The organism is Massilia niastensis DSM 21313, from assembly GCF_000382345.1.
Taxonomy (GTDB): domain Bacteria; phylum Pseudomonadota; class Gammaproteobacteria; order Burkholderiales; family Burkholderiaceae_D; genus Telluria; species Telluria niastensis.
Genome location: NZ_KB908077.1, coordinates 179,757 through 202,496, shown reverse-complemented (window position 1 = coordinate 202,496; position 22,740 = coordinate 179,757). Strand labels below are relative to the sequence as shown.

Genomic DNA, 22,740 nt, shown 5'->3' with positions numbered 1-22,740 from the left:
CGTTCAGCGCGCCAGCGTGCGCACCAGTTCCAGGTCCGGGCGGCGCGCCGCGATCTCGCGCCACACCGTGCGCGCTTCGTCGTCCATGCGGCGCTCCTTCAGGATCGCCGCGTACAGCACCCAGTCCTCGATCGCGGCGTCCGGCGCCGGGCGCAGCGCCCGGGCGGCCGCCTGTTCATCGGCGGAGGCCAGGCTGAAGACGGCGCTGTTGCTGTACTGCTGGCCATCTTCGCCGGTGAAGCTCACGCTCCAGCGGTAACTGGCGCCCGGCGCCAGCGCCGCCGACGCCGGCAACTCCCAGCGCCCGTCGCCGCTGGCGCCGGCCGCCACCGCCCGGCCGTCGAGTTCGCTGACCTGGACGCGGTAGCTGGTGCCGCCCTCGGCCTGCCATTCGAAGCGCGGACGGGCGCCGGTCAGCACCGCGCGGTTGGCCGGCGCCAGCAGGGCGACGTCGCCGAGGGCGCGCATCTTCACCGCGGCCGGGCTCAGGCGTGGGTCGATGGCGGCCGTCACCAGCTTTTCGGACAGCGAGCGGGTCTGGGCGGGGGCGCCCTTGAGTACCCGGATGCCGCCGGCCTCGACCTGGGCCAGCAGCGGACCGCGCAGCAGGTAGACCAGCTTGCTGGCGTAATGCGACACCGATGCCTGGCCCTGTTCGTCCAGCCGGATCTGCTGGCCCGGCCTGACGTAGCCGAGCAGGTCGAGGCGGGCGCTGTCGGCGCCGGTAATGGCCTGGGCGTTGCCGCGCAGGTCGAGCACCATGCCGGCCGCGCCGGCGGCCGGGGTGGCGCGCGCCGGCAGGGCCAGGCAGCAGAGGCTCAGCAGGATAATGGCGCTACGGTTCATTCTGGGTTCCTTGGTGGTTCGGGTGGGGCGGACGGCGCCGCCAGCAGGGTGTCGATGTCGGCCAGGAGGCGCGTCTTGCCGGCGGCCTGCGCCACGTCGCGCGCCCGCAGCCACCAGGCGCGGCGGGCGCCGGCGTCGGACGCATGGCCGAGCAGGACCAGGTCCTGCACGATCTTGTCGCTCAGCGCCAGGCGCTTGTCGAGTTCCAGCGCTTCGGCGAGTTCGGGCAGGGCGGCGGCGCGCCCATCGCGTCCATGGCGCGCCAGTTGGGCGGCGCCGGCCAGGCGCAGCGCATTCGCCGCCTCGACCAGGTTGCCGTCGCTGCGGTGGCGCGCCAGCGCGGCGCGGGCGTCGCGCAGGGCCGCCTCCGGATCGTCGCGTTCGAGGGCGATGCGCGCCCCGAGGTTGAGCAGGGCCGGACCTTGCGCGCAGGCGCAGGCGCAGGCGGCCAGCGCCTGCCCGTGCCAGCGCGCCGCGGCATCGAGGTCGCGCCGCTGGAGCGCCAAGTTGGTCTTGTGCAGCAGCGCCTCGGCGCGGCGCGCGGCCGGGAAGGCCAGCGCCGATGGCGCCAGCAGCCGGTCGAGCGCGGCGTCGGCTGCGTCCGGCATGTCCTGCTGCAGGCGCGCGCGCGCCAGGTTCAGCAGGCCTTGCGCGATGCCGTCCTCGTGTTCGATGGCCTGGGCCGCGCGCACCGCCTGCTCGAACAGGCGCGCGGCCGCGGCCGGGTCGCCGTTGCGGTGCAGTTCGACCCCGCGCTGGTTCAGCAGCGCGACCTGGCGCCGCGCCGGCGCGGCGTTGTCAAGCGTGGCGGCGCAGCCGGCCAGCACGGCAGGCAGGAGCAGGGTGGCGGCGGACCGGCGCAGCAGGCTCACCGCGGCGTCCTGTACGGCAGATCCAGCCCCTGCTGGCTGTCGAGCGGCAGCGCTTCGGGCGCCGGCGCCACCATCGTCCTCAAAGGCCAGCTCCCCAGGGCGCCGTCGACCACGCGCCGGCCGTCGCCGGAGAGCTGGCGCACCTCGCCCAGGATCCCCGGCAGCGCTTCCTCGGACGCCCCGCCGACCACGCGCAGGCTGTCGCTGGCCGCCGCCAGGTTGCCGGCGGTCCGGTCGAGTTTCTCGAGCAGTCCGGGCACCGCCGCCGACACCGTCGCCAGCGAGCGGTCGGCGCTGCCGAGCGTGCGCGCGGCCGCCTGCGACAGCTGGTCGACGCCGGCGCTGGCCTGGGCCAGCGTCTGGCGCGCCTGGGCGTTGGTGGCCGGCAGGGCCTCGGCCAGCATGCGGGCGCCCTTGAGCGCCTGCTGGAAGTCGCCGTCCGGGTCGGCCAGGCCCGCGCCCAGGCTGCGCGTGCTGGCCAGCACCGGCGCCAGCTGCTGTTCCAGGTGTTCGGCGATCTCGCCGACGTTGCGGCTGCGTTCGAAGCCCAGCACTTCGCCGCTGGCCACCGGCCGCGCGTCGTAGCGGCGCGGCTGCAGCTCGATCACGCTCTGGCCGATCAGCCCCTCCTGCAGCAGGCGCGCCACCGTGGCCTTGGGGATGTAGCGCATGTAGTCCTTGTAGATGCCGAGTTCGACCCGCACGCGCAGCGGCGAGTCGGCCGAGGGCGGCAGCAGCACGATCTCGCGCACCGAACCGACCACGAAGCCGTTCAGCTTGGCCGGCATGCCGGCGCTGATGCCGAGCGCGCTCGGCGCCAGGAAGTGCAGCCTGTCCTCGGTCGAGAAGGCGCCCTGGCGGTGGGCGAACAGCAGCAGCACGGCGACCAGGCCGGCGATGGCCGGCGCCGCGAACAGCCAGGCGCGCCGCTTCAGCGAGGGGCCGGTGTCGGACCAGGGGGAGGCGGAAGCCTTCATGCGATGTCGATGATCTCGGTGACGCCCAGCGCGGCGGGCAGGCGGCCGGCCGGCGCCAGGTGGCACACGGCGCGGAATGGATAGCGGCTGCGGAACAGGCGCGGCAGGTCGAGCAGGCCGGCGCCGTCGTCATGGTCGAACACGGCGTCGAACAGCAGGCATTCCGGCTCGCGCAGCCAGGCCTGGACGAAATTCAGCTGCACCTGCCGGGTCCAGTCCAGGGTCGCGGCCGGCTGGCGCGGATCGACGTCCGCCAGCAGGCCGGTCTCGGCCAGGCAGCGCGCCAGCCGTTCGGCGAAGCGCGGCGCGCCGTCGTCGGCCAGGGCCAGGTTGTCGAACACGCTCAGGCGCAGGAACAGGTGCGGCTGCTGCGACACCAGGCCGATGCGTCCGGCCGCCACCCGGCGCCGGCATTCCCAGCGGCCGACCTGGAAGCGCTCCGGCGGCGCGCCGCCGGCGTCCGCGCCGAGCAGCAGCAGCTCGACGAAGGCCGCGCGATCGCGCTGGCGGGCGAATGCCAGCGCGCAAGTCGCGCCCTGCAGCACGGCCACGGGCGCGGCGCCGCCGGCGCTGAGTTCGAACAGGACCGGGCGCTTCATGGGCGGGCGACGGACGCGAACAGCGGCCGGTACAACAGGAAGGCCAGCAGCAGGTTCAGCAGCAGCAGCAGCGACAGGCATTGCATCGCCGCGCGCGCCAGGGCGTCGGGCATGCCGGCCGGGTCGGCGCTCGCCTTCAGGCCGTCGTGCACGCACAGGCTGCCGATGAGCAGGCCGAAGCCCGCGCTCTTGAGCAGGGTGTACAGCAGGTCGCCCGGCGTCACCAGCAGCGTCGCCTGGCCGAAGGCCGCCGCCGGGGACAGGCCGAGCAGGGCGGCGCCGAGCACGATGCCGCCGCCCAGCACCGTCAGCTGGAGGTAGAGCGTCAGCACCACGGTCAGGGCCGCGAGCGCGAACAGGGCGGGCACCGCCACGTATTCGCGGCTGGGCAGGCCGAGCAGGCGCAGGGCGCGCAGTTCGCCGCGCTCCTGCATCATGCCGATGTCGCCGGTGAGCGGGATGCCGACCCGGATCAGGACGATCAGCGCCGCCAGCAGCGGGCCCAGTTCGCGCATCAGCGCCAGCACCAGCAGGCGCACCGCGGCCTCGGTGTCGGCCGACAGCGCGTCGAGCGCGGCGGCGATGGCGAGCGCCCCGACCGCGGCAACGCGCAGGCCGGGACCGGCGGCCGCCTTGACCGCGCCGTCCAGGAACAGCTGCAGGAAGCGGCGCTGGTAGGGCGGGCGGCGCAGCAGGCCGGCGCCCGCCAGGCAGTCGCGCCATAGAAATACGAATTCGCGCAGGTAGATCAGCGGCGCCGGCGGCCTGGCGGGCGAAGGATGCGCCATGGCTTACTCGCCGTTGCCGGTCAGGTAGAACGCCGCCCAGTGCAGCGGGTCGGGACGGCGCGCGCGCAGGGCCAGCTGGGCTTCGCGCAGCGCGGCGCGCTTGGACTGCCCGGCCAGCAGGTTGCGGTAGAACTGCTGCATCAGCTCGGCCGTGGCGGCGTCGTCCACCTCCCACAGGCTGGCGACGATGTTGCTGCTGCCCGCGTACAGGAAACCGCGCGTCATGCCGATCAGGTCGTCGCCGTTGGTGGATTTGTTCAAGCCGGTCTCGCAGGCCGACAGGGTGACCAGGTCGGCGTCCAGGCGCAAGCCGTAGATCTCGGACACGGTCAGCGTGCCGTCGTGCCGGCCGTCGGACGCCAGCGCCAGGCGCGAGGCCAGCGGGTTGGCGCTGCGGAACTGGCCGTGCGCCGCCAGGTGCAGGTAGCGGTGGCGGCCGGACAGTTCGCGGAAACGCGTCTCGGAGGCCTGCTCGCGCAGCAGCACCGTGCTGTCGGGCACCAGGCGCGCGATCAGGTCGGCTTCCTGCTGGGCGTTCGGCAGGTCGAGCTCGGCGTTGCCGAGGTCGGGGTTGCCCAGCACCAGCATCTGGCGCGGGGGCGTGCGGCGCGCCGGCGGCAGGTACTTCTGCACGCTGGCGCTCGGCAGGAAGCGCAGGCCGTGGCGCGCCAGCAGCGTGTCGGCGCCGTCGTGCAGGACCCCGAACGGCAGGTAATGCAGGATGCCGGCCGGGACGATCACGAGGTCGCGTCCGGCGACCAGCCCGGCCACCGGCGCCAGCAGGCGGCGGTACAGGGCGCCCGCCAGTTCGCGCGTGTCCTGGCGCGCGATGATCGCTTCGCGCAGCAGCCGCACCTGCTGTTCCAGCCCGTCGCTGGGGGCGACGGCGGCGGCCAGGGCGTCGCGGGTGACGGCCATCACCACCAGCTGCTGGCCGTGCCAGTGGTATTCGACCAGGGTTTCGCGCGCGTCCAGGTGGCTGCGCACCCCGGCCAGCGGCAGGGTGTCGACGCTGACCAGCGAGGCCAGCGCCGGGTGCGCCTTCTTCAGCAGCGCGGCATGGCCGGCGGCGCTGCGCGCCCGCTCCGGCGCCGCGCCCGCCTCGAGCGGCAGCTGGACCGACGCGTCATCAAGCGCGTGCCGGAATTCCTGCAACGCCAGGCGGGCCGCCGGGTCGTGCGCCTGCAGCGCCGCGGCGCCGCGCGCGGCCAGCAGGTCGACCAGGGCGCGCGACTTGGCGCGCTCCATCAGCTCGTAGGCCTGGGCCTGTTCGCCCAGCGCCAGCGCGGTGGCGATGGCGCGCGCGTACAGGCTTTCCTTGTCGCCCACGAAGCCGATCTTGCTGGCTTCGGTATGGATGCTGGCGCGTTGCTGCTCGACCGTGTCGATCGCTTCGCGCAGGCTGGCCAGCGCCACGCGCGGGTCCTGGTCGGCCGCGGCCAGGCGCGCCCGTTCGTCCAGCAGCATCCAGTAGAGTTCGCCGTTATGGCGGGTCTGCGGCAGCGCCAGCAGGCGCTCGAGCGTGGCGCGCGCTTCCTGCGCGCGGCCGGTCTCGATCAGGGCCTTGGTCAGCATGTAGGCGCGCGGCAGCTCGACCCAGACCCAGTTGTTGACGCCGGTGAAATACGAACCGGTGGCGAGCCGGTCCAGGAACACGTTCAGCGCGAAGGTCTTGTCGGCGGCCAGCGCGGCCAGCACGCCGGGATAGTCGCGCAGCGCCATGCGGGCGCGCGCCAGCGCCATCGCCTTGGCGCCGGCATGCGCACTCAGGAAGCCGATGCGCAGGGCTTCGATGCGCTGCGCCGCGGCCAGGCCCGCATCGCGGTCGCCGCCCAGGGTATGGGCGACCGAGAGGATCGCCAGGGCATTGGCGACCATGTCGAGGTCGTCGCTGCCGTCGTCCTGCAGCCAGGCGAGGGTGCGTTCGGCTTCCCGCACCGCATTGGCGTACTGTCCCAGCTCGACCAGGGCTTCGGCGCGCATGATGCCGACCGCCGGGGTGGCGTCTTCGAGCGCGAACAGGCGGGTGCTGCGGTCGCCGCCGGCCAGGCCGGCCTGCAGCTGGTCCAGGCAGTCCAGCAGTTTCGCGTAGCGCTTGATGCGCGAATAGGTATAGCACAGCGCGTGGCGGTCGCGCGTGTCGAGCGGACCCCGCGCGGCCTGGCTTTCCAGCTGGCGTTCGAGTTCATCGAAGCGCCCGGCCGCCGCCAGCCCCACCTGGTCGGTGCTGCGGTCGGCCCAGGCCGGAGCGCAGGCGCCGAGCGCCAGCACCACGCCCAGCAGGCGTGCGTGCCGGCGCAGGCGCCGCAGGGCGGTGCGGGGTTTCACCGGATATCAGAACCAGAAGCCGAGGTTGACCGTGAAGCCCTTGAAGCTCTTGCTGTGCACGTAGGTGGCGCCGAAGCGGGTGAACGAGCGGGCGTTCGAGGCGCGGCGGTTGGTGCCCAGCGTGAAGCCGATTTCCTGGCTGTCGGTGACGAAGGGCTCGTCGCCCAGGTAGCGGGTATCGATCAGCGAGAATTCGGCGGCCATCTTCGAATTGAACAGCGAGGTCGGGACCGAGGCCATGAGGCCGTTGCGGGTCATCTTCAGGCGCACGTCCGGGTCGAACGAGAATTCGCGGCTCGAGAACTTGCCGGTCTGGTACAGGCCGATCATGTTGCCGATGGCCAGGTCGACGCCGCCCAGCGGCAGCACGTAGGTGCTCATCAGCGAGGCCGACATCACGGTCGAGACGGTGGCGCGGTCGCGCGACGCCACCACCGAGTAGCGGGCGCCCGGGGTCAGGGTCCAGCGGTCGCTCAGCGGGAAACGGTAGGCCACGCCCAGGCCGCCATGGTAGGCCTCGGAATCGCCGCCGGTGGTCACGCGGGTGAGCGGCAGGCTCAGCACCAGCTGGCGGCGCGGGTCGATCGCGTTGCGGATCGTGTACGACAGCGGAATCGAGGTGGTCTTGACGTCGTCGCCATTGCCGTCGATGTTGTACGAGCCGTAGCTCAGGCCGATGCCGAGCAGGTTGTTGGCATTCGCGCTGCTGCCTTCCGCCACGCCGATGTTGCTGGCGGTGTCGAAGCTGCTGGAGAAGTCGGCCATGCCGAGCATCGGGATGACGCCGCCGACGCCGGTCAGGGCGCTGGTGGCCGAGTTTTTCGCCTGGTAGCGCAGGACCTTGCCCAGGATGTCCGAGTTCTTCACGAATTCGCTGAACTGCTCTTCCGAGAGATCGCGGTTGGCGCCGGTGAAGCTGCCGGATTCGCCCAGTTCGACGAAGTTGTAGTTCAGGGTGTTCGAGGCGGCATCGTAGCGCAGCACCACGTTGACGTCGTTGAAGCGGCCCACCGCGGAGGCCGCCGAGGATTGGGTGTAGCCGGTGTTGCTGAGCGTGAAATTCTCGGCCGACTTGATGAAGCTGTCGACATTGCCCGAACACAGGGTCGTGCCGCGCGCGCCGTTCACGTCGGCGCGGAAGCCGAAGGATTTGTTGCAGTCCAGTTGCTGGGCGAAGGCAGGCAGGCTGGCCGCGGCGATGGCGGTGGCCAGGATGGTCTTTTTCAGGTACATGGTTTCCAATAGTTATACAGCATCAATAGTTGCTGGATGTTACGTAACCATTTGTAAGCACCGCAAGTCCAAACCCTGCTTTGTTGTTCATTTAATACAGAGTGTTCCATGAATGCGGCGCCGGGGGCGCCGGCTGAGACACATTTCGTTGCTAAACAGCATCATTCACGTCCCTGGAGCCGATGTGATGGGCCATGTCCTGCCAAATGCATTGGTCCAGGATGGCGCGCGTGAAATGCGGTTCCGGCCGCTAGCGATGACTCACTCAGGGGTGCATGGAGCCCGGCGTCGCACCCGGCAGCCAGACCCGCCCAGCGCCAGCACCTCGCCCGTCTGCGCCTAGCCAGGCGTGGCTTCGCCCGCATGGTCGCGCAAGCCGCGCGTGGCCTGGGTGGTCTTGTCGGCGGCGCGCTCGAGCACCAGCTTGCGGTTGCTCGATTCCTGGTCGCGCTGGGCTTCGCGGTGCCACAGGTGCAGCACCTCGGTGGCGAAGGCGCCGTCCTTGCGCAGCACGCCGGCATGGAACAGCCGCACCACCAGGTCGGAATCCTCGTGGCCCCAGCCGAGGAAGCTCTCGTCGAAGCCGTTGACCTTTTCCAGGTCGGCGCGCCAGACCGCGAGGTTGCAGCTCTTGATGCGGCGCCAGCTGAACTTGCGGCGCACCCGGCCCAGGTCGGGCCAGTGCAGCAGCAGCTGCAGCACCTTGTTCAGATCGCCACGCAGGCGGTAGCGCAGCTTGTCGAACACACCCATGGCCGGCAGGTCGATGTGTTCGTCCAGGACCTTGCGGGTCAGTTCGGGGCTGAGCAGGATCCGGCTGCCCGATACCAGGAAGCCCGGACGGGCCAGCGCACGGTGGCGCGCGATGAAGTCGCGCTGCGGAATGCAATCGCCGTCCAGGAAAATGATATAGTCGCCGGTTGCCGCCAGGGTGCCGCGGTTGCGCGCCATCGCGGCGCGAAAGCCATCGTCCGGCTGCCAGACGTGCTTGAGCGGCACCGGCGAGCGTTCGCGCAGCCGGTCGATGCATTCCCGCGTGTTGGCAGTGGAGCCGTCATCAGCGATAATGATTTCAAAATTCTTGTCGTCCTGCAAGAAACAGGCTTCCACTACCGCGGCGAGGGCGTCCGGGCGGTTATACGTGGTGATCACGACTGAAATGGTCTGTGCTTGCTGCATGGTATCCGATAAAACACTCGCTCAAGGTGGCAAGAATATCCCACAAGAACGTGAATGAACAATAAGCTGACGAAAACCTGGGAGCCGATGCAGCTTTGGATCGGCGCCCAGGTCTTCTTATTCCCTTTTCTCAGCCTCATCGCTCCCTCCGGCATCGGTTTCAGCAGTCTCCTGTTCCTGCTCTCGGTACTGTTCGTGCTGCGCAAGGCGTGGGCCGCGCTGGCGCCGTACTGGAAGGAGATCCGCTGGGTCGTCGCCGCCTTCGGTTTCCAGTTCGCGCTGGCGCTGGCGTGCGTGCTGCTGCGTCCCGAGGCCGGGCTGGATCACCTCGACAAGCCGTCGCGCATGCTGGCGGCGCTGAGCGCCGCGATGCTGGTGGTGCTGGCGCGCCCGCCGCGCGCGGTGCTGTGGTGGGGCGTGGTGGCCGGCGCCGTGGCCGCGCTGCCCTTCATCCTCTGGCAGCGCGTGGGGCTGGGCATGGAGCGTCCGGGCGGCTGGCTGAATGCGATCACTTTCGGCGACCTGGCGCTGTGCCTGGGCCTGGTCGCGCTGGCGGCGGCGGTCGATTACCGCCACAGCACGCGCAAGGCGATCCTGCCGGCGCTCGGCGCAGTCGCGGGGCTGGCGGCCTCGGTCACCACCGGCAGCCGCGGCGGCTGGGTGGCGCTGGCCCTGGCCGCGCTGCTGTTCCTCAGCTACGCGCAGATGCTGCACAGCCGCCGGGTGCGGCTGCTGCTGGTCGGCAGCTTCGCCCTGGTCGGCGCGACCTTCTTCATCCCGGCCACCGGCATGCAGCAGCGCGCCGAGCAGGGCATCACCGACGTGCGCACCTGGATGGAAGGCGGCAGCGCGTTCAGCAATGTCGGCATCCGCCTTGAATTGTGGAAGGGCGCCGCCATCCTGATCGAGGAGCGGCCGCTGTTCGGCCTCGACCGCAAGGCCGTGCGGACCGAGCTGCGCCACCTGGTGGAGGACGGGACGCTCGACCCGGCGATCCTGCCGATGGAACACCTGCACAACGACGCCCTCCAGGCGCTGGCGACCGGCGGCGTGTTCGGCCTGCTGGCCTGGATCGCCATCCTGCTGGCGCCCTTCCTGTTCTTCTCGCGCCAGGTCGGGAAGGCCGTCCACATGGGGTTGCCCCAGTTCGCGCCGGCCCTGGCCGGCATGCTGGTGGTGCTGTGCTTCTTCAGCTTCGGCATGACCGAAGTGATTTTCTGGTCCCTCAAGGGCAGCATGTTCTATGCACTGATGGTGTTCCTGCTGATGGGCCTGTGCCTGAATGCGAAAGAAAAACGTGGAAACTAGAGTTATCGTCAAACGCCTGCTGGCGGTCGTCAAACCTTATCAATCGCGCGCCTGGATGGCGCTGCTGGCGATGGCGCTGACCGCCGCCACCCAGCCGCTGCTGGGCAAGGCGCTCGAACTGCTGCTCGACAAGGGCTTCAAGGAGAAGGTCGCCTTCCCGCTGTGGTGGATCCCGGCGGTGCTGGTCTCGATCTTCATCCTGCGCGGCATCGGCACCTTCGCCACCGCCTACCTGAACAACTGGGTGATCTCGCGCGTGCTGAACGACCTGCGCGCGATGGCCTTCGAGCGCGTGCTGCGCCTGCCGGTGGCGCGCTTCCAGGAGGAGACCACCGGCAAGATCATCAACACCGTGGTGAACGACGTGCGCCAGGTGGTGGACATGATCCAGTCGGTGTTCGTGGCCTGCGTGCGCGACGTGCTGGTGGTGATCGGCCTGCTCGCCGCGCTGCTCTATCTGAACTGGAAGCTGACCCTGGTGGCGATCATCGTGGTGCCGCTCACGGCGGTCATCGTGCGCACCACCACCGGCCGGCTGCGCCGCCTGAACCGCGAGAGCCAGCGCGTCACGTCCGAGATGACCGGGGTGGTCGAAGAGGCCGCGCGCGGCCACCAGGTGATCCGGGTGTTTTCGGGCGAGCGCTACGAGCGCGCGCGCTTCCAGGCGCGCAGCATGGCGCTGCGCGGCTTTTCGCAGCGCATGACGGTGGCCTTCGCGGCCACCACCCCGGTCACCCAGATCGCGACCTCGGCGGCGCTGTCGCTGGTGGTCGTGCTGGCGATCCGGGCCAACATGACGGTCGGCGAATTCACCAACTTCGTCACCATGATGCTGATGCTGCTCACGCCGCTGAAGTCGCTGGCCGAGGTGAATGGCCCGATGCAGCGCGGGATCGCGGCGGCCGAAACCGTGTTCGAGATGATCGATTCGCAGCCCGAGGTCGACACCGGCACCCGTGAACTGGGCCGCGCCAAAGGGCACCTGGTGCTGGAGCGCGTGGCCTTCCGCTATCCGAACGCGCATGGCCTGGCGCTGAACGACGTGACGCTCGACGTCCAGCCGGGCCAGACGGTGGCCCTGGTCGGCGTCTCGGGCGGCGGCAAGTCCACGTTTGTGAACCTGGTGACGCGCTTCTACGATCCGGAAGGCGGCCGCCTGCTGCTCGACGGCGTGCCCTACAAGGACATCCGCCTGGCCAGCCTGCGCAGCCAGCTGGCGATGGTCAGCCAGAACGTGGTGCTGTTCGACGACACCCTGGCCGCCAACATCGCCTATGGCGCCGAGCAGATCGACTACGAGCGCCTGGCGGGCGCGGTCAAGGCCGCGCACCTCACCGACGTGGTGGCCAAGCTGCCGGAAGGCGTGGAGACGCGCATCGGCGAGAACGGCTCGCGCCTGTCCGGAGGCCAGCGCCAGCGCGTCGCGATCGCGCGCGCGATCTACAAGGACGCGCCGATCCTGATCCTCGACGAAGCCACCTCGGCGCTTGACAACGAGTCCGAACGCGCGGTGCAGGCGGCGCTGGACACCCTGATGGCGGGGCGCACCACGATCGTGATTGCGCACCGTCTGTCGACCATCGAACGGGCGGACCGCATCGTCGTGATGGAGCATGGGCGGATCGTCGAGCAGGGGACGCATGAGGAATTGCTGGCGCTCGACGGGATGTATGCGAACCTGTACCGGCTGCAGTTCACGACGGCAGCGGAAGTCAAATAATCCAGCAGACCAGTTCATCGCCACAGCCGAAAAGAGCTCTTCACTGATTGGCGGGAAGCGAGGGTTCGGCATTCAGGGTCAGGTCTGTCATTCGGACACCGATCGAGCACCTTTGCTCTATCTCAGAATGCTGGTTTGTATTTGTCGCCGCAACCCGCGCATCACGGACCAGGTCGGAAAGAGGAAAAAGTCTCAGCATACGTAAAATCGTTCTGAGATTTCGCAAGGTTTGTACGTCCATGTCCGAATGACAGACCTGACCCTGAATGCCGAAAAAAAGCCGCACTTCCCAGACGGGAAGTGCGGCGAATGGCAGACAGCTCTTCCGATGTCGGCCGTGAGGTAATCAGCTTGCGTAGTGCGCGGCCTCGCCCGGCAGTTCGGTCTCGGCGCCGTGGGCGCGTTCCTGCACCGCTTCCACGTAGCGCCTGAGCGCGTCGTCGAGCGAAGGCAGCATCAGCGCGCGTTCGCTGCCCAGCGCACTGAATCCAGGACGCCGCGCGGCATAGCCGCAGGTGTCGAGCGCGACTTCCTCGAGCCGGTCCGGGCTCACCCCGGCCGCGGCGCAGGCGCGCCGGGCGAATTCAGCCCAGCTCAGCGCTTCACCGTTGCTCAGGTGCCAGATACCGCACTCGCGGTCGATCAGCAGGTCGAGCGACACGTTCACCAGGTCGGGCACATAGGTCGGCGACACCGTCACGTCGCGCGCCGCCCGGAACGGCTGGCCGCAATCGAGGGCGTTCAGGGCCAGCGTGACGAAGTTGTGCTGGTCCCAGGGGCCGAAGAAGGAACTGGTGCGTATCACCAGCGCCTGCGGGTCGGCGTCGAGCACGCGCCGCTCGGCTTCCATCTTGCTGCGCCCGTAGACGCCGAGCGGATTGACCGGGTCCGATTCCACGTAGGGCTGGCCCTTGGCGCCGTCGAACACCAGGTCGGTCGAGAAGGTCATGAAGCGGATCGCGTGCCGCATGCAGGCCATGGCCAGCACGGTCGGCCCCAGCGTGTTCTCGCGCATGCAGCGCGCCTCGTCGGCCTCGGCCTCGTCGACGCGGACATAGCCGCCCGCATTGATGATCGCCCACGGCTTGAAGCGCTGGATCGCGGCCTCCACCGAGCCTGGCTCGGTGATGTCCATCTCCTGGCGCGTCAGCACGTGGAAGGCCAGGTTGCGCTTTTCGCACAGGCGCGCGAAGGCCGAACCCAGGGTGCCGGTGGCGCCGCTGATCAGGATCGGCTGCACATGGGCCGACTTGAACTGGCCGCGCACGGCGATGTCCGCCACCGCGGTGCGGGTGGCGATCGGCTTGCACAGGAAACGGCCCGGCCGGCGCCACCAGCCTTCGCCCTGCAGCACCGGGTTCGACAGCGGACGCCCGCTGGACAGCTCGCGCATCAGGGTGGCCACCGCGGTCGGGCGCGGGTTGGCGCCGCGTACGTCGAACGGGCCCGGCTCGTAGTAGCCGTGGCATTCGGTCACCAGGCAGTTCCAGTCGAAGGAGCCGAGCAGGGCCCAGACGGTGACGGCGCGCACGTCGGCGCCCTGCTGGCGCGCCTTCAGCGCCGAGTTCCAGATCTCCACCAGCCAGCGCAGCTGGTCTTCGCGGTTGGCGTCGATGTGGGCCTCGGTGATCGCCATCGGGATGCCGTAGCGCTCCCAGGTTTCCATCAGCAGCGGAGCGATGCCCGGGGTCGGGGTCGCCAGCGCGCGCGGGGTTTCGATGTCCGCGTGGGGAATGCCGCGGTAGACGTGGCGGCGGTTTTCCGGATAGCGCTCGGGGCGGTGGTCCAGCCAGCGTTCGCTGGTGGCGTAGTAGTTGACGCCCATGATGTCGGGCGGGCAGGGATTGTCGCGGAACCACAGGAGTTCTTCTTCCGTGGCGTCGGATTCGAGCAGGTAGTTCCACAGCTTGTGGTGGTGGTCGACCATCCCGCACAGCAGGTCCCAGCCCAGCCAGCGGCGTTCGTTGAAGAAGGAGGTGATCTCTTCCATCTCGGGCGTGCCGTAGGTCTTGGAGAGATCGTCGGTCTGGACCAGCCTGGCGGCGGGATTGACCGCGCGGATGGCGCGCATCGCGAGCACGGTGGCGCGGCATTCGACGAGCAGGGCGCGCACGAAGGTGGCCTCGCTCGAGCCGTGCGGATACCAGACCCCGGCCAGGCCGGAGAAGCGCGCCGTGGTCAACGGTTCGTTGACGGGGGTGTAGTACTCGACCCAGGGGTAGCGCCGGGCTACCGCGCCGGCGTACTCGGCGAGCTTTTCGGGGAAGCCTGGATCGACCAGGCTGGTATGGCGCGGGCCGCTGCCATGGTGGACCAGCCCGACGATCGGGGTGACACCGAGTTCCTGCAAGGCGGGGAGGCGTTCGTCCGACCAGGACCAGTCGGCGGAGTCGATGCCATCGGGAGCGGTGCGCTCCCACAGGACGGGATAGCGGATGGCCTTGATGCCGAGGGAAGCGAAGCGGTCGATGTCCTGCAGGCGCTCGGCGTGGCCATTGCGTTCCATCTGGCTGAAGTAATTATCGCGTACACGGTTGACTGTGCATTCCAGCCCACCCCAAAGCGCCAGGTCCGGAGGGTGCTCCGGCTGGGAATGAAGGAAAGAATTCATAAAGGCTATACCTGCTCTGTGAAGACAGGCTCCAGACTACTGGGGGCATCCCCTCTCTTATGTGAACTGGCGCACATAAAAGCAAAATTTCGGATAATTCCTACTTTCTGTAGGCTTTAATCAGGTTTTTGCGGCTAATTTCTGCTAACAGGAAAAATAAGTTGCCGCGAGCTGAGGCGCAGCTCCTCCATTTGGGGGAGAATACAAACTGCTTGAACAGGAGGAAACATGTACATGGTGTACTGGACCACCGTCGGGGACGACGATGTCAGCCATCCGCATTCGGAACAGTTCGACACCAGCGAGATGGTGCTGGCCATGCAGTTCATGGAAGAGTTGCGCAAGCGCCAGCGCGGGGGCGAGCGCCTGTGCTTCGTCACCATGTGTTCGGAGCACCCCGACGTGGTCGGGCATCCCGGCGTCGACGTCACCGGCCCCGATTACAACTGGAAGAAGCGGCGCCGCTGAGCGGACGCCGCCAGGTTCAATCCGCCAGTGCCTTCAGCTTGCTCTTCAGTATCTTGCCGCTGGGCGCGGCCGGCAGCGCCGCCATGAACACGATGCGCGACGGCCGCTTGTAGGGCGCCAGCCGCGGCCGCAGCCAGGCCTGCAGGGCCTCGGGGGCAATCTCCTGCGCCGCTTCCACGAAGGCCACCACTTCCTCCTCGCCGCCCGGCAGGGCGCGGCCGACCACGGCCGACTGCAGCACGGCCGGATGGGCGTTCAGCGCCGCTTCCACCTCCAGCGGATAGACATTGAAGCCCGAGCGGATGATCAGTTCCTTGATCCGGCCCAGCAGGAACAGGGCGCCATCGGCCTCCCGGCGCGCCACGTCGCCGGTCGCCAGCCAGCCGCCCGGGCGCAGCACCGCCGCGCTCTGCTGCGGGTCGCGGTAATAGCCCTTCATGACGTTGGGCCCGCGCACCCACAGTTCGCCCGGCTCGCCGGGCGCCGCGTCCCTGCCTTCGCGGTCGACGATGCGCACCGCCACGCCGGGGATCGGCAGGCCGACCGAGGTGTCCGTGCGCGGCGCGTCGAGCCGGGTCTGGCTGACGGTGGGGGAGCTCTCGGTCAGGCCGTAGCCGTTGTGCAGGGGCATGCCGAGCAGGCGCTCGGCATCGCGCTTGAGCACCGGATCGAGCGGCGAGCCGCCGGCGTAGCAGAAGCGCAGGCGCGAGGGCAGCGGCGCTTTCGCTGCGCCGGCCAGCGCCAGCAGGCGCGCGTACATGGCCGGCACGCCCTGGACGATGGTCAGGCTGCCGTCGCGGATCGCCTCCAGCAGCGCCTCGGCCGAGAAGCGCGGCGCCAGGTGCAGGCAGGCGCCCGCGTACAGGGTCCCGAGCAGGACCGAGGTCAGGCCGTAGACATGCGAGACGGGCAGGCCGCCGTAGGCGTGGTCGCCGGGCGTCAGGCCGCGCAGCGCGCTCGACGTCGCCGCCACGAACAGCAGGTTGGCATGCGTGAGCATCACCCCTTTCGGCTGGCCGGTGGTGCCGGTGGTGTAGACCAGGGCCGCGACCTGGCCGCCGTCGGCCCGCACCGGTTCCGGCACGCAGCCGGCATCGAGGGGCCCGGCCAGCAGGGCGCCGCAGGGCAGCGCGCCCTCGCGTTCGGCGTGCAGGGCGGCGTCCGGAGAGCCCGGTAAATAAAGCACCCGGCGCGCGCCGCTGTGGGCGCGGATCGCCGCCAGTTCGCCCGCGCTGAGGCGGGCGTTGACATTCACGCTCCAGGCGTCGAGGCGGGCGATGGCGAACAGCAGGGCCACCTGGGCGACGCAGTTCTCGGCCACCAGCATGACGCGGTCGCCCGGGCGCACGCCGAGTTCGGGCAGCAGCTGCGCGTAAGCGTCGACCTGGGCCAGCAGCTGGGCATAGGTCCAGCTGCGGCCGTCCTCGACCAGGGCCGGCGCGTCGGGTGCGCGGGCCGCGCCGAGGCGGACGATGTCGCTGATGCGGGTGAGGGAAGGGGTATGCATGCTGGGTGGCTGAAGGGGAGGCGGGAGAACTTTATAACCGCTGGCGCGCCATGCCGCAAGCAGCATTGCCTTCAAGGCAAGTATTGTTAGCCGCAGGCCGGGACAGGGGTTTATACTTCAATCAAGAGAAGCCGGCCGCGCGGACCGGACAACGAGACGAAACAGGGCTGTCCAATGAACCACCCCATCATTCCGATTGCCGTGCAGGGCGCCAGCCGCCAGCGCAAGCGCGAGGCTCCCAGGGGGCGCCAGCTCGACCCGCAGGCGCAGGACGACGTGCGCGCGCTGCTGGGCGCGCAGTTTGGTACTGCCCCCCGCCGGCGCGATCTGCTGATCGAATACCTGCATGCGCTCCAGGACCGCTTCGGCGCCCTTGGGAGCGCGCACCTGGCCGCGCTCGCAAACGAGCTGGGCCTGGCGCAGGCCGAGGTCTTCGAGGTCGCCAGCTTCTACCACCATTTCGACCTCGTCGGGGAGGGCCCGGCCCCGGCCGCGCTCACCGTGCGCGTGTGCGAAAGCCTGTCGTGCGAGCTGGCCGGCAGCGGTGCGCTGCTCGAACGCCTGCCGGCGCTGCTGGGCGAGGGCGTGCGCGTCATCGGCGCGCCCTGCGTCGGGCGCTGCGAGCAGGCGCCGGTGGCGGTGGTCGGCCGGCATCCGGTGCCGCACGCCGACCCCGAGGCGGTGCTGGCCCGGGTCGCCAGTGGCGCGGTCGAGCAGGTGCCGGAACCCTATATCGGCCTGGATGCCTGCGTGGCCGGGGGCGGCTACCGCCTGCTGGCCGAGTGCATGGACGGGAGCCGTACGGTGGAGGACACGATCGCCGCGATGGAAGCGTCCAGCCTGCGCGGGCTGGGCGGCGCCGGTTTTCCGGCCGGGCGCAAATGGCGCATCGTGCGCGCCGAACCGGGACCGCGCCTGATGGCGGTCAATCTCGACGAGGGCGAACCGGGCACCTTCAAGGACCGCAGCTACCTCGAGCGCGACCCGCACCGCTTCCTGGAAGGAATGCTGGTCGCCGCCTGGGCGGTCGGGGCCGAGGCGATCTATATCTACCTGCGCGACGAATACCACGGCTGCCGCGCCATCCTCGAGACCGAACTGGCGCAGCTTGGCGCCCGGCCACCCGTGGCCGGCCTGCCGCCCATCCACCTGCGCCGCGGCGCCGGCGCCTATATCTGCGGCGAAGAGTCGGCCATGCTCGAATCGATCGAGGGACGGCGCGGCATGCCGCGCCTGCGCCCGCCCTATGTGGCCCAGAAAGGCCTGTTCGGCCGCCCGACCCTGGTGCACAACTTCGAGACCTTGTACTGGGTGCGCGCCATCCTCGAGAACGGCGCCGCGTGGTTCGCGGGGCAGGGCCGCCACGGACGGCATGGGCTGCGCTCGTTCTCGGTCTCGGGCCGGGTGCGCGAGCCGGGCGTGAAGCTGGCCCCGGCCGGGATCACCCTGCGCGAACTGGTCGAGGAATACTGCGGCGGCATGCAGGACGGGCACAAGTTGTACGCCTACCTGCCGGGCGGGGCCTCCGGCGGCATCCTGCCGGCCTCGCTGGCCGACATCCCGCTCGACTTCGACACCCTGCAGCCCTACGGCTGCTTCATCGGCTCGGCCGCCGTGATCGTGCTGTCGCAGCAGGACCGCGCCGTCGATGCCGCGCGCAACCTGCTGCGCTTCTTCCGCAGCGAATCCTGCGGCCAGTGCACGCCCTGCCGCAGCGGCACCGCCAAGGCGCTGGCGCTGATGGAACAGCCGCGCTGGGAGACCGGCCTGCTGGGCGAGCTGTCCCAGGTCATGCGCGACGCGTCGATCTGCGGCCTCGGGCAGGCGGCCCCGAATCCCTTCGATTGCGTGATCCGCTACTTCCCGCACGAACTCGAGGTCCAACCATGAACGCAGCCGTCCAGACAGTGCGCTTCCTGCTCAACGGCCGCGAGGTCGAGGCGCTGGCGCACGACACCCTGATCGACATCGCCGCGCGCGAAGGCGTGGCTGTGCCGCACCTGTGCTACAAGCCGGGCATGGAGGCGGTCGGCAACTGCCGCTCCTGCATGGTCGAGATCGACGGCGAGCGCGTGCTGGCGCCGTCCTGCTGCCGCCATCCCACGCAGGGCATGAAGGTCGCGACCGACAGCCCGCGCGCCCTGGCCGCGCAGAAGATGGTGCTGGAACTGCTGCTGTCGGACATTGGCGAGCCGGCTTACACCCCGACCAACGAAGTGGCGCAATGGGCCGACCGGCTCGGCGTGGAGGGATCGCGCTTCCCTGGCCGCGAGCAGCCGGCGCCCGACCTGTCGCATCCCGCCATCGCGGTCAACCTGGACGCCTGCATCCAGTGCACGCGCTGCGTGCGCGCCTGCCGCGACGTGCAGGTCAACGACGTCATCGGCCTGGCTTGGCGCGGCGAGGAGGCGAAGATCGTGTTCGACCAGGACGATGCGCTCGGCGCCTCGACCTGCGTGTCCTGCGGCGAATGCGTGCAGGCCTGCCCGACCGGCGCGCTCACCCCCGCGCGCGGCGCGGCCCTGGTGAGGCCCGAGCGCGAGGTCGATTCCGTGTGTCCGTATTGCGGGGTGGGCTGCCAGCTGACCTACCGGATCAGGGACAACCGGATCGTGTCGGTCGAGGGCAGGGATGGCCCGGCCAACCACGGCCGGCTGTGCGTGAAGGGGCGCTACGGCTTCGACTACGCCCACCACCCGCACCGTTTGAGGATGCCGCTGATCCGCCGTGCGGACGCGCCCAAGGATCCGGATGCGCCGATGGACCCGGCGCGCGTGTTCGAGGTGTTCCGCGAAGCCAGCTGGGAAGAAGCGCTGGCGCTGGCGGGCGGCGCATTGGCGCGCATCCGCGACACCCACGGCGGGCGCGCGCTGGCCGGCTTCGGCTCGGCCAAGTGCAGCAACGAGGAAGCCTACCTGTTCCAGAAACTGGTGCGCACCGGCTTCGGCAGCAACAACGTCGACCATTGCACCCGCCTGTGCCACGCCTCGTCAGTCGCGGCGCTGCTGGAGGGGATAGGCTCCGGCGCCGTCTCGAACCCGGTGATGGACGTGACCCGGGCCGAGGTCGTGCTGCTGATCGGCGCCAACCCGACGGTGAACCATCCGGTGGCGGCGACCTGGATCAAGAACGCGGTCAAGGCGGGAACGAAGCTGATCGTGTGCGACCCGCGCCGGCCGGACCTGGCGCGCCACGCGCACCGCTTCCTGCAGTTCAAGGCCGACGCCGACGTGGCCCTGCTCAACGCCCTGATGCACGTGATCGTCACGGAAAACCTGGTCGATCCCGCCTTCATCGCCGCGCGCACGGTCGGCTACGAGGAACTCGAACGGAACGTGGCTGGCTACAGCCCCGAAGAGATGGCGCCGGTGTGCGGCATCGACGCCGACACCATCCGCTACGTGGCGCGCCTGTATGCGACCTCGAAGGCCTCGATGATCCTGTGGGGCATGGGGATTTCGCAGCACGTGCACGGCACCGACAATGCGCGCTGCCTGATCGCGCTGGCCCTGATGACGGGCCAGATCGGCCGTCCCGGCACCGGGCTGCATCCGCTGCGCGGGCAGAACAACGTGCAGGGTGCGTCGGACGCCGGCCTGATCCCGATGATGCTGCCCGACTACCAGCGCGTCGACAACGACGCGGCGCGCGCCCGCTTCGAGGGAGCCTGGGGCGTGCCGCTGGACGCCCGGCCGGGCCTGACCGTGGTCGAGGTGATGGATGCCATCGGACAGGGCAAGGTGCGCGGCATGTACATCATGGGCGAGAACCCGGCCATGTCCGACCCCGACGCCAACCATGCGCGCGCCGCGCTGGCCGCGCTCGAGCACCTGGTGGTGCAGGACATCTTCCTGACCGAGACGGCCTATCTCGCCGACGTGGTGCTGCCGGCGTCCGCCTTCCCGGAAAAGACCGGCAGCTTCACCAATACCGACCGCCTGGTCCAGCTGGGCCGCCAGGCCCTGGATCCTCCCGGCGAGGCGCGCCAGGACCTGTGGATCGTGCAGGAGATGGCGCGCCGGCTCGGCCTCGACTGGCGCTACGAGCATGTGTCGCAGGTGTTCGACGAGATGCGGCGCCTGATGCCCAGCATCGCCGGCATCACCTGGGAGCGCCTGGAGCTTGAAGGCGCGGTGACCTATCCCTGCCGCGCCGAGGGCGATGCGGGCGAGCCGGTGGTGTTCACCGACGCCTTCCCGCGCGAAGGCGGGCGCGCGCGCTTCGTGCCGGTCGATATCGTGCCGGCCAACGAGCGGCCCGACGCCGACTATCCGGTGGTGCTGATCACCGGCCGCCAGCTCGAACACTGGCACACCGGCAGCATGACGCGCCGCGCCGCGGTGCTGGACGCGCTCGAACCCGACCCGGTGGCCCTGGTGCATCCGCTCGACCTGGTGGCGCTGGGCGTGAGGCCGGGCGCCGTGATCACGATCGCCTCGCGCCGCGGCCAGGTGGCGCTGTACGCGCGCGCCGACGACAGTTCGCCGCGCGGCGCGATCTTCGTCCCCTTCTGCTACTACGAAGCGGCGATCAACCGGCTGACCAATCCGGCGCTCGACCCCTACGGCAAGATCCCGGAATTCAAGTACTGCGCCGTGCGCGTGAGCCCGGGCGGGGAGGTCGCCGGCCAGGGCTCCTTCGGCGGCGGCCTGGTTCTGTCAGGCGTGGCACAATCCGCAACATGAACTGCACCGACCTGACCCGATACCGGCCCCTGCTCTCGGAAGCGCGCGCCAGCCTGACCCAGGAGGTCCTGGCCGTCGACGAGCGCGGGCGCCATTCCACGATCTCGATCCCGGCCGAGCGGCCGCTGACGGTGTACGTCGACAAGCGCGAGATCGTCACCCTGATGACGCTCGGCGGCGCGCCCGAGGCGCTGACCCTGGGCTATTTGCGCAACCAGCGCCTGGTGCGCAAGCTCGAGGACATCGTCTCGATCCAGGTCGACTGGGAAGTCGACGCCGTCGCCGTGGTCACGCGCAGCGGCATCGCCGATGTCGAGGCGCGCACGGCGAAGAAGGTGGTCACCACCGGCTGCGGGCAGGGCTCGGTGTTCGGCGGGCTGATGGACGAAGTCGACAGCATCGCGCTGCCGCTTGATGCGCGCCTGCCGCAATCGGTCGTGTACCGCATCGTCGAGACCATCCGCACCCAGCAGTCGATCTACAAGCAGGCCGGCTCGGTGCACGGCTGCGCGCTGTTCACGAATACCGGCGAGCTGCTGTACTTTATCGAGGATGTCGGACGCCACAACGCGGTCGACGCCATCGCCGGCCTGATGTGGCTGGACGGCCTGCAGGGCGAGGACAAGGTGTTCTACACGACCGGGCGCCTGACCTCCGAGATGGTGATCAAGGGCGCGCAGATGGGGATTCCCTTCCTGCTGTCGCGCTCCGGCACCACGCAGATGGGCCACATGGTGGCGCAGAAGGTCGGCATGGCGCTGCTGGCGCGTTGCAGCGGCCGCCATTTCCTGCTGCTGGCCGGCCATGAGCGGCTGGCGCTCGAGCCGCATCTGCTGGATCTGCCACCCACCCCGCCGCCGCCCCGCCAGGCCTGATGCCGTTGCTGGACGCTACCTCGCACGCTTTCGCGCTGCTGTTCAGCGGCGACGCGGCCCTCTGGCGCATCGTCTGGGTCTCGGTCAAGACCAGCCTGCTCGGCCTGCTGCTGGCCGCGCCGCCGGCCGTGCTGCTCGGCTATGCGATCGCGATGCACCGCTTCCCGGGCCGCCGCATCGCCGTCTGGCTGGCGCAGGCGGCGCTGTCGCTGCCGACGGTCCTGATCGGGCTGCTGCTCTACCTGCTGCTGTCGCGCCGCGGGCCGCTGGGCGGGCTCGAATGGCTGTTCAGCCAGTCGGGCGTGATCGCCGGCCAGTTCGTGATCGGCATGCCGGTGCTGCTGGCCTTCACCCTGGCGGCGGTGCAGGCGGTCGACCCGCGCTACGCCGAGACCGCGGTGGCCCACGGCGCCTCGCGCCTGCGCGTGATGTTCACGGTGCTGCACGAGGCGCGCTACGGCGTGATGGCGGCCGTGATCAGCGGCTTCGGCCGGGTGATCTCGGAAGTCGGCTGCGCCCTGATGGTGGGCGGGAACATCGAGGGCGAGACCCGCACCATCACCACCGCCATCGCGCTCGAGACCAGCAAGGGCGAGTTCGCGCAGGGGATCGCGCTGGGCATCGTGCTGGTCACCCTGGCGCTCCTGATGAACGGTGCGCTGGTGCTGCTGCAGGGCGAGGCGCATACGGCGGGAGGACGGCTGTGAGCGCGCCCATGGGCATCGACCGTCCCGGTAGGGTGGA

At 69.9% G+C, this 22,740-nt stretch carries 17 protein-coding genes; 7 read left to right on the top strand and 10 right to left on the bottom strand.

The genetic code is table 11. The annotated features are described in order from the left end of the window. Positions 1-3 precede the first annotated feature (3 nt). The 8 genes from H162_RS0102120 to H162_RS29910 all read right to left on the bottom strand — a co-directional run bounded on the left by H162_RS0102120 (position 4) and on the right by H162_RS29910 (position 8,822). Complete coding sequence (locus H162_RS0102120; protein ID WP_020651791.1) at positions 4-846, bottom strand: hypothetical protein; 843 nt, start codon at positions 844-846, stop codon at positions 4-6. After that, positions 843-1,718 carry an outer membrane protein assembly factor BamD gene (locus tag H162_RS0102115; RefSeq protein ID WP_020651790.1) on the bottom strand — a complete coding sequence of 292 codons (876 nt, stop codon included), beginning with the start codon at positions 1,716-1,718 and terminating at the stop codon, positions 843-845. Before H162_RS0102115 ends, H162_RS0102120 begins: the two co-directional genes overlap by 4 nt. Beyond that, complete coding sequence (locus tag H162_RS0102110; protein WP_020651789.1) at positions 1,715-2,695, bottom strand: MlaD family protein; 981 nt, start codon at positions 2,693-2,695, stop codon at positions 1,715-1,717. Before H162_RS0102110 ends, H162_RS0102115 begins: the two co-directional genes overlap by 4 nt. Beyond that, entirely contained in the window at positions 2,692-3,294 is a 603-nt protein-coding gene (locus tag H162_RS0102105) for a P-loop NTPase family protein (protein WP_020651788.1), read from the bottom strand. Before H162_RS0102105 ends, H162_RS0102110 begins: the two co-directional genes overlap by 4 nt. Further along, positions 3,291-4,082 carry an ABC transporter permease gene (locus H162_RS0102100; protein ID WP_020651787.1) on the bottom strand — a complete coding sequence of 264 codons (792 nt, stop codon included), beginning with the start codon at positions 4,080-4,082 and terminating at the stop codon, positions 3,291-3,293. Before H162_RS0102100 ends, H162_RS0102105 begins: the two co-directional genes overlap by 4 nt. A gap of 3 nt (positions 4,083-4,085) precedes the next feature. Then, on the bottom strand, positions 4,086-6,410 hold the full coding sequence (locus tag H162_RS0102095; protein WP_020651786.1) for a CHAT domain-containing protein: 2,325 nt from the start codon (positions 6,408-6,410) through the stop codon (positions 4,086-4,088). Positions 6,411-6,416: 6 nt separating this feature from the next. Then, the gene (locus H162_RS0102090) at positions 6,417-7,643 is read right to left on the bottom strand and encodes a hypothetical protein (protein WP_020651785.1); all 1,227 of its coding nucleotides are present in this window, start codon (positions 7,641-7,643) and stop codon (positions 6,417-6,419) included. Positions 7,644-7,982: 339 nt separating this feature from the next. After that, on the bottom strand, positions 7,983-8,822 hold the full coding sequence (locus tag H162_RS29910; protein WP_040786145.1) for a glycosyltransferase family 2 protein: 840 nt from the start codon (positions 8,820-8,822) through the stop codon (positions 7,983-7,985). Between the two features lie 54 nt (positions 8,823-8,876). Between H162_RS29910 and H162_RS0102080 the strand changes: the two genes are divergently transcribed. Both H162_RS0102080 and msbA read left to right on the top strand, forming a co-directional pair. Beyond that, a complete protein-coding gene (locus H162_RS0102080) occupies positions 8,877-10,130 on the top strand; it encodes an O-antigen ligase family protein (protein ID WP_020651783.1) in 1,254 nt (417 codons plus the stop codon). Next, positions 10,120-11,850: a lipid A export permease/ATP-binding protein MsbA gene (gene msbA / locus H162_RS0102075; RefSeq protein ID WP_026354122.1), complete on the top strand. Its 1,731-nt coding sequence runs from the start codon at positions 10,120-10,122 to the stop codon at positions 11,848-11,850. The genes H162_RS0102080 and msbA overlap by 11 nt, the downstream gene beginning before the upstream one ends. 346 nt (positions 11,851-12,196) lie before the next feature. Here the strand turns inward: msbA and H162_RS0102070 are convergent, their stop codons facing one another. Beyond that, positions 12,197-14,461, bottom strand: coding sequence for a family 1 glycosylhydrolase (locus H162_RS0102070; protein ID WP_026354121.1), 2,265 nt, complete (start codon positions 14,459-14,461; stop codon positions 12,197-12,199). Positions 14,462-14,689: 228 nt separating this feature from the next. On the opposite strand from H162_RS0102070, the gene H162_RS0102065 reads away from it, so the two are divergent. Next, entirely contained in the window at positions 14,690-14,929 is a 240-nt protein-coding gene (locus H162_RS0102065) for a hypothetical protein (RefSeq protein ID WP_020651780.1), read from the top strand. Positions 14,930-14,945: 16 nt separating this feature from the next. On the opposite strand, the gene H162_RS0102060 is transcribed toward H162_RS0102065, so the two are convergent. Further along, positions 14,946-16,436, bottom strand: coding sequence for a class I adenylate-forming enzyme family protein (locus tag H162_RS0102060; protein ID WP_020651779.1), 1,491 nt, complete (start codon positions 16,434-16,436; stop codon positions 14,946-14,948). A 174-nt stretch (positions 16,437-16,610) separates the two neighbouring features. On the opposite strand from H162_RS0102060, the gene H162_RS0102055 reads away from it, so the two are divergent. From H162_RS0102055 to H162_RS0102040, 4 genes are read left to right on the top strand one after another with little or no spacing between them, the layout of a single operon-like run. Next, positions 16,611-18,326 (top strand): NADH-ubiquinone oxidoreductase-F iron-sulfur binding region domain-containing protein, encoded by a 1,716-nt coding sequence (locus H162_RS0102055; RefSeq protein ID WP_020651778.1) that lies wholly within the window; start codon positions 16,611-16,613, stop codon positions 18,324-18,326. Then, on the top strand, positions 18,323-21,121 hold the full coding sequence (gene fdhF, locus H162_RS0102050; RefSeq protein WP_020651777.1) for a formate dehydrogenase subunit alpha: 2,799 nt from the start codon (positions 18,323-18,325) through the stop codon (positions 21,119-21,121). Before H162_RS0102055 ends, fdhF begins: the two co-directional genes overlap by 4 nt. Then, complete coding sequence (locus H162_RS0102045; protein ID WP_020651776.1) at positions 21,118-21,996, top strand: formate dehydrogenase accessory sulfurtransferase FdhD; 879 nt, start codon at positions 21,118-21,120, stop codon at positions 21,994-21,996. The genes fdhF and H162_RS0102045 overlap by 4 nt, the downstream gene beginning before the upstream one ends. After that, positions 21,996-22,703 (top strand): ABC transporter permease, encoded by a 708-nt coding sequence (locus H162_RS0102040; protein ID WP_020651775.1) that lies wholly within the window; start codon positions 21,996-21,998, stop codon positions 22,701-22,703. Before H162_RS0102045 ends, H162_RS0102040 begins: the two co-directional genes overlap by 1 nt. Positions 22,704-22,740 lie beyond the last annotated feature (37 nt).

What these genes read in the sequence shown, in the direction of transcription:
- H162_RS0102055 (WP_020651778.1), top strand. Translation starts at nt 16,611, where the DNA reads ATGAACCACCCCATCATTCCGATTGCCGTGCAGGGCGCCAGCCGCCAG.
- H162_RS29910 (WP_040786145.1), bottom strand. Translation starts at nt 8,822, where the DNA reads ATGCAGCAAGCACAGACCATTTCAGTCGTGATCACCACGTATAACCGC.
- H162_RS0102065 (WP_020651780.1), top strand. Translation starts at nt 14,690, where the DNA reads ATGTACATGGTGTACTGGACCACCGTCGGGGACGACGATGTCAGCCAT.
- H162_RS0102110 (WP_020651789.1), bottom strand. Translation starts at nt 2,695, where the DNA reads ATGAAGGCTTCCGCCTCCCCCTGGTCCGACACCGGCCCCTCGCTGAAG.
- H162_RS0102100 (WP_020651787.1), bottom strand. Translation starts at nt 4,082, where the DNA reads ATGGCGCATCCTTCGCCCGCCAGGCCGCCGGCGCCGCTGATCTACCTG.
- H162_RS0102090 (WP_020651785.1), bottom strand. Translation starts at nt 7,643, where the DNA reads ATGTACCTGAAAAAGACCATCCTGGCCACCGCCATCGCCGCGGCCAGC.
- H162_RS0102070 (WP_026354121.1), bottom strand. Translation starts at nt 14,461, where the DNA reads ATGAATTCTTTCCTTCATTCCCAGCCGGAGCACCCTCCGGACCTGGCG.
- H162_RS0102060 (WP_020651779.1), bottom strand. Translation starts at nt 16,436, where the DNA reads ATGCATACCCCTTCCCTCACCCGCATCAGCGACATCGTCCGCCTCGGC.
- H162_RS0102120 (WP_020651791.1), bottom strand. Translation starts at nt 846, where the DNA reads ATGAACCGTAGCGCCATTATCCTGCTGAGCCTCTGCTGCCTGGCCCTG.
- fdhF (WP_020651777.1), top strand. Translation starts at nt 18,323, where the DNA reads ATGAACGCAGCCGTCCAGACAGTGCGCTTCCTGCTCAACGGCCGCGAG.
- H162_RS0102045 (WP_020651776.1), top strand. Translation starts at nt 21,118, where the DNA reads ATGAACTGCACCGACCTGACCCGATACCGGCCCCTGCTCTCGGAAGCG.
- H162_RS0102105 (WP_020651788.1), bottom strand. Translation starts at nt 3,294, where the DNA reads ATGAAGCGCCCGGTCCTGTTCGAACTCAGCGCCGGCGGCGCCGCGCCC.
- H162_RS0102080 (WP_020651783.1), top strand. Translation starts at nt 8,877, where the DNA reads ATGAACAATAAGCTGACGAAAACCTGGGAGCCGATGCAGCTTTGGATC.
- H162_RS0102040 (WP_020651775.1), top strand. Translation starts at nt 21,996, where the DNA reads ATGCCGTTGCTGGACGCTACCTCGCACGCTTTCGCGCTGCTGTTCAGC.